The organism is Ignatzschineria sp. PL_is040, assembly GCF_055813795.1.
The window spans coordinates 1-7,044 of sequence record NZ_JBVPGU010000018.1 but is presented as its reverse complement, the minus strand read 5'-3'; the positions used below and the strand labels follow the sequence as shown (position 1 = coordinate 7,044).

Genomic DNA, 7,044 nt, shown 5'->3' with positions numbered 1-7,044 from the left:
TGGCGGAAAAGGAGTAATTCGATCTTGTTAAGATAAGCTATTAATAACATTAAGGAAAAGATTTTAATAGCCGTCTACTTACCAACAAATTTACCAACAAATCAAAAAGTAACCCCTCCTTTTCCACCGCAACTATTGAGGCGCTTCCTTTGCCTCTTCCGGTCAATATTAACACTAATCAGGCGCGTTGGATAGCTCTTCAATAATCGCCATTGCTTCCCCTTTCTAACATGTCCAGAAACTAAGCAATAAGCATGGAGAGTAAGCCTGTAGCATGTTTCAGGGGTAATCCTGCGTTGAGTAATCTGCCGGCTTCTCGGCTGATTGGCTCGGCTGTTTCTTTAGCTGAGTGCCTTGAGGAATAACCACCACTCGTGGGAATCTCCCAATTTCTCGGGAGATTAATTCTCCGCTGTGGTTCTAACGGGTCTATTTTGTCCATTTAACCTGCAAGGCTTTAAATTCGCTCTATAATGCGCGTTTGATGTGTTGCGTGTGTTATTATATATCCCATGCCTCAATCGTTTAAATTTAGGCTATTTTTGGAGCTGTTTTAAAAAATCCTTTTTTACTTAACATTAGATTTTTTAAAGTTATCTTCTACATATTTATATAACATCTCTTTTGAGAACCTGTACTCCCAACCGATCTTTACATACTCGAGCCTGCATTGTCTTGCGAGCCTGCGAATATGATCTGGGTGGTAATCAAGCATCTCAGATGCGTCTTTTACCGTGTATGGATACTTCTTGTTTAACTCTCTAATCATTATTTTCCTTTGCAAGCTTTGTAAGCTTCGGCTTGCGTTAGGTCTGGTAACTCAAAAGTGAGATAGCTTGTGTAGTTAATCTCATCTCTAAACCGCACTCTAAGCTCTGAATTTGATAGCTGTTCGATTGAATCGTCTCTACCGTTAAACAGTATCACCATCTTCTCTCCCGTCTCATAATCGAAGCGATAATTACGATCTGGTACTGTGCGCATTTCAAGAGTGCCTTTCTTTACTCGCATGTTATAGATCGAGTCTGATGTGATAATTATCCCAAGCTCCTTGCCATTGTGGCAGGTCAGAATGAACAGACCTGTAGCAGGTCGACCATCATAATCCATCGTGCCTCGAACCGCTGAAGAATACGTTTTCTCATCAGTCATTGGATCGACTATTACTTTCTCGATGAATTGAGCGCTTGCTACGCTAGTGAGTAGTGCCGTTGCTAATAATAGTTTTTTCATTTCTTTCTCCTAAGAAGTATTAAATAGTTAAGACAAGATAAGACAGATAAAGTTAAAAGCAAATATTCAATTGTTTATTTTTAGATAGATATCTGAGTGATTTCTCTTTTATACGCTCCGCAAATCTAGCCCCCTAACGTGTACACTAATCCAAGATGTAAAGAGTCGCCTTGATGCTCTTAACGTGTCTGAAAACCTAGCAATAATCGTTGCCCCACCGTTGGTGATTGAACAATACTGTGGCATGTTTCAGGGGTAATCCCTCCACGTTCCACTGTTGGTGAATTGTGGTATGGAGTCATTAGCTCGGTAGCTTACAAAAATTTTGCAATCTTCTAGGTGTGAATTGTGGCATGTTTCGAAGCGGACGAAAGTTTCGCTCGCTCCTAAGTCTTCTAGGTGTGAATTGTGGAATGTGCGGGTAAAACTTTTCCCCGCTTGCTCGTTGTGCTTTTCATTTATGGTTGTCATGATGGTGAAAACTGATAATATACCCTTTTGCTATTTCTGGTAGCCCCAATAACAAAAACTGATAATGAGAACCGCGTAAGAATGAGCCTTTTGAGTATCCCCTATTCTTATATATTAAGAAGGGGGTGTTTTTTTTATTCTTATTTCGTTCATTTTTTTCTTACCTAAACTTTTCTGCATATCGGTCTAGATGCGCTAATCTGCGCAAGGCTAATCCTGCGCTTTGGTAACTGTGCTTTTTACATAGTTTAATCCGCAAAGCTTCAAATTCGCTCTATAATGCGCGTTTACTCTTTTGATGAGTGGCTGTATTGCCTTTAGTCTTATCTCTTCTCTAATCGCCGTTTTATAGCCTTGTAATTGATTATTCAATTATTGCTCTATTCATTTCCTACAGTGTAAAAAAAGCGCCGTATTATTAGCGCTCTTTGTGAATAGATCTGTGGCATAGGGTAGGGCTGTTCATTCTGTCTCAATTCTTAATGGGTCAATGATTCGCCTTTCAATTATCGTTGGTGTAGTCAATTCTATTGTGCGCGGTCCATCGCCTGATATCTCGCTTCTCATTCTGTCGCTGTAGCTGTGGTTATTCATTAACATAAGCTTAGCAATGCCGGCGTTAATCTCTCCCTTTAATCCCATATTGACTAGGTAAAGCTCTTGCGCGTTTTTTAATGCTTCAAGTAATAGCGCCATTTCCTCGTCCTCTTTCGCCCAATTGTATAGCGTCTGCCTTGTGATGTTTAACCTCAATGCCAAGCCTGCTATTGTTGGTATCACTTCACTGTTGCTTTGACCGTTTGAGAATCTCTCAATGTATGCCTTAATCATTGCCTTTGTTTCGTCATTCAATCTTGCTTTCATAATCCCTTAACCTGCCACCGTTTTGTTCTCTCATTGTTCGCCGTTTTTGTTCCTGATTCATTCGTTAATGTTTCATGCTTGCTTGCCTTGTTTTGTTGCTCGGTCTCTCTCTCCCTACTCCGTAATAAATACCATACATATGGCTTAATATATAAAGGACAGCAATATTGGGGGTCTGAAAATTGCAAAAATAGGCGTAATAACAGCAATATTTGATGTCTGGAGGGTGTTTTTTTAAAAGCTGACCTCAATATTTGCTGTTATTCGATACTAGCTGACTTCAATATTTGCTGTAGTGCTTTTAATTTTAACCTTTATTAAACAAGCCTAAAAAAGCGCCGTGTTAGCGCTTAATTATTTTTTTAATTTATCTTTCCAATAGTCTGGTGGTCGTCTTGTGCTTGCTACTGTTGTTTTTAAATTTCCTTTTTTATCTCTAATCTCATCTATTGGGTAACAGGTCAAGGCGTATAGACTACAAGTCTTATTTTTTCCCCCTTGTCTTGTAACAATAATAAATTGACCATCTAACAGCTCCTTTATGGCTCTTCTTAGCGTGTTTTCACTCGCCCACCCTCTATCCTTCATTTCACTATAAACAATGGCTATATCGCCGTTGTTTTGCCTATTATAACGCCCCATTAAGTCAAGTAATAACGACCTCGCCTTATGGCTTAATCTAAAATATTCCTCGCTGTTTACCAAGTCATGTCTGACCATTGAATATGTATTGCCACCGGTAATCTGTTGTCCTTGCTTCTTGCTTTTTGCCCTCTCTCGTTGGCTCTGTGTCATTCCCATGTCTGCCCCCTTTCCTCGCGTTGAGGGCTTGATTTGATATGTTGCTTAGCGTACAATTTCATTGTTCAATACCTTTTAAGGTTAAGAATAAAGGGAGCGCCAACTCCCCTTGTTTGTATTACGTTATTAGTTTAAAAAAGAGTGCTAACATTAATTTGTTGAGCGCTTTTTTTGTTTGTGGGCTTTTATAACTTCCTCGCCCTTGTTTCTTATCCGTTGTATTCTCAATCGCTCCTCGCTGTCTATCCAGTACCGTTTAACTTGTGTTTTTGTTCCCCATCTCGTTTCTATTGTTTCCCATCTGTCCTTGATATTCGCCTTGTATATTGGGTCTCGCCGTAACTGGCTAACGGTTGTATTTAAGCAGGTGTCCCCTAATATTTGCGCCTGAAATGTATTTAATGAGCGTTTCAATAATTGCTCTAACATGTAATCGATCTTAGTCATTGTTTTTGCCTCCTGATATTTGAGTGTAGAATAGTTCGTTGTTTGTCTTGATCTCGTTTAGCTCTCTAATTAATGTGCTAACCTCGACAAGTCCATTGTTTAGCCTGTATATAATGCCGTTTAATGTTTCGGCTGTATCGATAGCAAGGAATGAGCTTTCATCTTGTAACTCTTCCATTTCCGCTCTTATGTTGATTAGATCAATGAGCTTAATCTCGGCTGTAATATGATTAATCATAATTATTGCTCTCCCATTTGTAGCCTTTCTCTCCTGCCTGCGCCAGGTAAGCAAGTATTAAATAGGTTTTAGTGTATTCCATTGCTGTATCCCTCCATAATTGTGGCTTCACGTTCCAACCGTTGCCGGTGTATCTCGTTCACTGTTGCAATATCTTCTAAATTCTCTATCAATAGCTCCAAAGGCATTCCTCCACTCTTCAAAATGTCGGCAATATCTCGCAATGTGTCTATTGTTTCGGATAGCGTGAAAATGGTTAGGTCCCGCGCCTCTTCCGCTTCATTCAACTCATTAAGAATGCGCTCCGCTTGCTTTACTCTGTTTCTTGCGTCTCTTTCCGCTTCCCTAGCAAATCCATCTAAAGCCTCAATGCCCCCCAATGTTGAATCACTCAAGCTAGTTAGAATCCCCATTCTAATCAATCTTGCTTGGCTCGTGATTGTCTGCATATTTCTAGCGTTTAGAAGCTCGGCATCCAATAATCTTATCGCTATGCTGATGCTGTTCACGTTATCCATTAAAGCCTTATTTAAATCGTTCATATATTCCCCCTAGCGTGCTGCTTCGTGTTCTAAATGCTGTGGTCTGCTGTCTATCCAGTCTAAAATGTCGCTCTTTCTCCATCGGCTCGCTCTGCCTCCTACTCTTAACGGTTTCGGGAATCCATCCTCTTGGATTGCTCGATAAATAACGTTATTGCTCTTAAGCCCTAAGATATCCAATACCGCTTTTCTATCTAGCAAGATGTGGCGGTCGTCTAGCTCGATTTGATCTATTGTTGATTTGTTCATTATTAGCCTCTTGTGAATATAACAAAATACATTAAAAGTATCTTAAGGATACATTTGTATTTATACAACATACAATCAAACAAATCAACACTCAAAATAATCAAAAGCGTATTTTTTTATAATACAAAAAAAGTAAAAGGATAGAAGTACTTTACAAAGGAGACAATTATCGCCACTATATAAGCAACCAACAAGCCAAATACTTACAAAAAGAAAGGTAACAAAATGAGTAAGCAACCTAGAAAGGAATCAACATCTATAAGACTTGAGCCACAAGTAAGGTATCTTGTGGAATTAGCTGCAAGAATCCAGCGCCGGAATCTTACCAACTTTATAGAGTGGTCTCTTGAGGAAAGTTTAAAACAGGTGAAATTGCGCCCTGATGGGGAATCCATAGCGGAATTAACTCTACAATTGTGGGACGTGAATGAGTCTGAAAGGCTGATTAAATTGGCATCTGTTGCGCCGGAATTATTAACGATTGAGGAACAATTGATATTCAAGGTATTAATTGATAAGGAGCTTGATTTTCTACATAAGAGCGTTCTAAATGTGTCCCTAGTTGGCAATCTATTCCATGCGCATTATCAAAATGGATTCAGTGAGCCATTATCAGTTGATAATTTCGATACCCCTAGAATTAACTTGTATTGGGAAAAAATATTATTAATATCTAATGGGGATTATAATGCTAGAAAATCTATCTTAGATGATGACCTTCCTTTTTAGCCCACAAAAAAGCGCCATCTCGGCGCTCTTTCTTTATTCGGCTTGTGATAGCTCGTTTAATATCTTATCTCTCTCCTGTCGTACGATTTGCCCCAAATCCTCTAACATTTCGGCGCGTTCATCGTAGAATGTTGAGCGCAAATAAGCCGGTATGCTTTTATTGCCATTTCCTTTGGCGTGGGATAATGAGGCGGTAATTACTTCCTCTCTATAACCTCGCTCCTCTAGCAATGTACTAACTAGCGCCCTTAATCCATGCGCCGTTGTTTCTAGCCCTTTTTTTCTTAATGTGATTCGTGGCGTTTCTCTGTGTAGGTGTGTTCCGTATTCCTGACCCTCAAACAAATAAGCACCTCCTCTATTAATCGCTTTAATCTCTTTCAATAGGTCAATGGCTAATGTGCTTAATGGTACGATATGTAACCGGCTTTTCTTCATATCTTCCGGCTTAATAATCCAATGTCTTTCCTTTAGGTCAATATCTACCCATTTGGCGCTGACTGTTTCTATTGGTCTTGTCATTGTGAGCAATTGCCAATAAATGGCTAACCTTGCGCGCCCGTTGATTGTTCCATCTTCTAAGGCTTCAATAAGCACCGGCAAATCATCAGGCGGTAATGCTTGGAAATGCTCGCCCTTGTGTCGTTTAAATGCTTGCCTGCCCACTGACTTGGCGGGATTAACATCAATAAGCCCACTATCAACCGCAAAATCAAATATAAGGCTAATCCATCCCTTAACGCGCCGTAAATACTCTAATGCGCCTCTATCTTCCATTCCTCGCAATGCTTGGACGATATCCACCGGCTTTATCTGCCTAATGTCTTTATTTTCAAAGTGTGGAATCACGTTGGCATCTATCGCATTCTCCACCTGCTCCGGATATTTCTTGTTTTTCTTCTGTGGTTTCCATCGCTCGAACCATTGCCGGTAAACATTTTGGAATAAATAGGCGCTATCTGAAAGGCTCGCATCAATCGCCGGTAAGCCTCTCTCTAGTCGTTCCTTGAGTGTATCGCGCCATTGTCTAGCCTCTGCTAAGGAATAGGCTGGATATTCTCCCAAATAAGCTGTCTTTTGCTTTCCATGCTCTCGGTAAGCTAATGCCCATCTCATTTTGCCGGATGGATATACCCAAAGAGATAATCCCCCACCATCTGAATACTTTTTCAATTTGTCTGTTGGTTTGATACTTTTGATTTGCGTAAAGGTAAGCGCCATCGGCTTTCCCTCCAATGTTGTTGGTAAATTTCATTCTCATCTTTTCCTTACCAACAAACTTACCAACAAATATTGGTAAAGTAAACAAACCTAAAAGGCTTCCAAGTAAACACAAAAAAGAGATTAAACGCGCAAATCCTCGATTATTGCTATATTTATGGCTTATTAAAGGCAATAAAAAAACCCTAGCGATTGCTAAGGTTTTAAAGGTTTGGCGGAAAAGGAGGGATTCGAACCCTCGATACGCTA

General features: G+C 39.9%; 11 protein-coding genes. 1 reads left to right on the top strand and 10 read right to left on the bottom strand.

Translation table 11 applies throughout. From position 1 onward, the window contains the following. Nucleotides 1-568: 568 nt before the first annotated feature. The 9 genes from AC0SAP_RS10210 to AC0SAP_RS10170 form a co-directional block, all read right to left on the bottom strand. Entirely contained in the window at nt 569-769 is a 201-nt protein-coding gene (locus AC0SAP_RS10210) for a helix-turn-helix domain-containing protein (RefSeq protein ID WP_473384089.1), read from the bottom strand. Beyond that, nucleotides 769-1,233: a hypothetical protein gene (locus AC0SAP_RS10205; protein ID WP_473384088.1), complete on the bottom strand. Its 465-nt coding sequence runs from the start codon at nt 1,231-1,233 to the stop codon at nt 769-771. The genes AC0SAP_RS10210 and AC0SAP_RS10205 overlap by 1 nt, the downstream gene beginning before the upstream one ends. A 179-nt stretch (nt 1,234-1,412) precedes the next feature. Next, complete coding sequence (locus AC0SAP_RS10200) at nt 1,413-1,535, bottom strand: hypothetical protein (protein WP_473384087.1); 123 nt, start codon at nt 1,533-1,535, stop codon at nt 1,413-1,415. A gap of 631 nt (nt 1,536-2,166) precedes the next feature. Continuing rightward, nucleotides 2,167-2,568: a terminase small subunit gene (locus tag AC0SAP_RS10195; protein ID WP_473384086.1), complete on the bottom strand. Its 402-nt coding sequence runs from the start codon at nt 2,566-2,568 to the stop codon at nt 2,167-2,169. A gap of 354 nt (nt 2,569-2,922) precedes the next feature. After that, on the bottom strand, nt 2,923-3,369 hold the full coding sequence (locus tag AC0SAP_RS10190) for an ArsR family transcriptional regulator (protein ID WP_473384085.1): 447 nt from the start codon (nt 3,367-3,369) through the stop codon (nt 2,923-2,925). A gap of 150 nt (nt 3,370-3,519) precedes the next feature. Further along, on the bottom strand, nt 3,520-3,816 hold the full coding sequence (locus AC0SAP_RS10185) for a hypothetical protein (RefSeq protein WP_473384084.1): 297 nt from the start codon (nt 3,814-3,816) through the stop codon (nt 3,520-3,522). Beyond that, a complete protein-coding gene (locus tag AC0SAP_RS10180) occupies nt 3,809-4,054 on the bottom strand; it encodes a hypothetical protein (RefSeq protein ID WP_473384083.1) in 246 nt (81 codons plus the stop codon). Before AC0SAP_RS10180 ends, AC0SAP_RS10185 begins: the two co-directional genes overlap by 8 nt. A gap of 68 nt (nt 4,055-4,122) precedes the next feature. Then, nucleotides 4,123-4,596: a hypothetical protein gene (locus tag AC0SAP_RS10175; protein WP_473384082.1), complete on the bottom strand. Its 474-nt coding sequence runs from the start codon at nt 4,594-4,596 to the stop codon at nt 4,123-4,125. A gap of 9 nt (nt 4,597-4,605) precedes the next feature. Continuing rightward, nucleotides 4,606-4,845 carry a helix-turn-helix transcriptional regulator gene (locus AC0SAP_RS10170; protein WP_473384081.1) on the bottom strand — a complete coding sequence of 80 codons (240 nt, stop codon included), beginning with the start codon at nt 4,843-4,845 and terminating at the stop codon, nt 4,606-4,608. Between the two features lie 225 nt (nt 4,846-5,070). Between AC0SAP_RS10170 and AC0SAP_RS10165 the strand changes: the two genes are divergently transcribed. Beyond that, entirely contained in the window at nt 5,071-5,574 is a 504-nt protein-coding gene (locus tag AC0SAP_RS10165) for a hypothetical protein (RefSeq protein WP_473384080.1), read from the top strand. Nucleotides 5,575-5,607: 33 nt separating this feature from the next. Here the strand turns inward: AC0SAP_RS10165 and AC0SAP_RS10160 are convergent, their stop codons facing one another. Next, nucleotides 5,608-6,795: a tyrosine-type recombinase/integrase gene (locus AC0SAP_RS10160; protein WP_473384079.1), complete on the bottom strand. Its 1,188-nt coding sequence runs from the start codon at nt 6,793-6,795 to the stop codon at nt 5,608-5,610. Nucleotides 6,796-7,044: the final 249 nt, after the last annotated feature.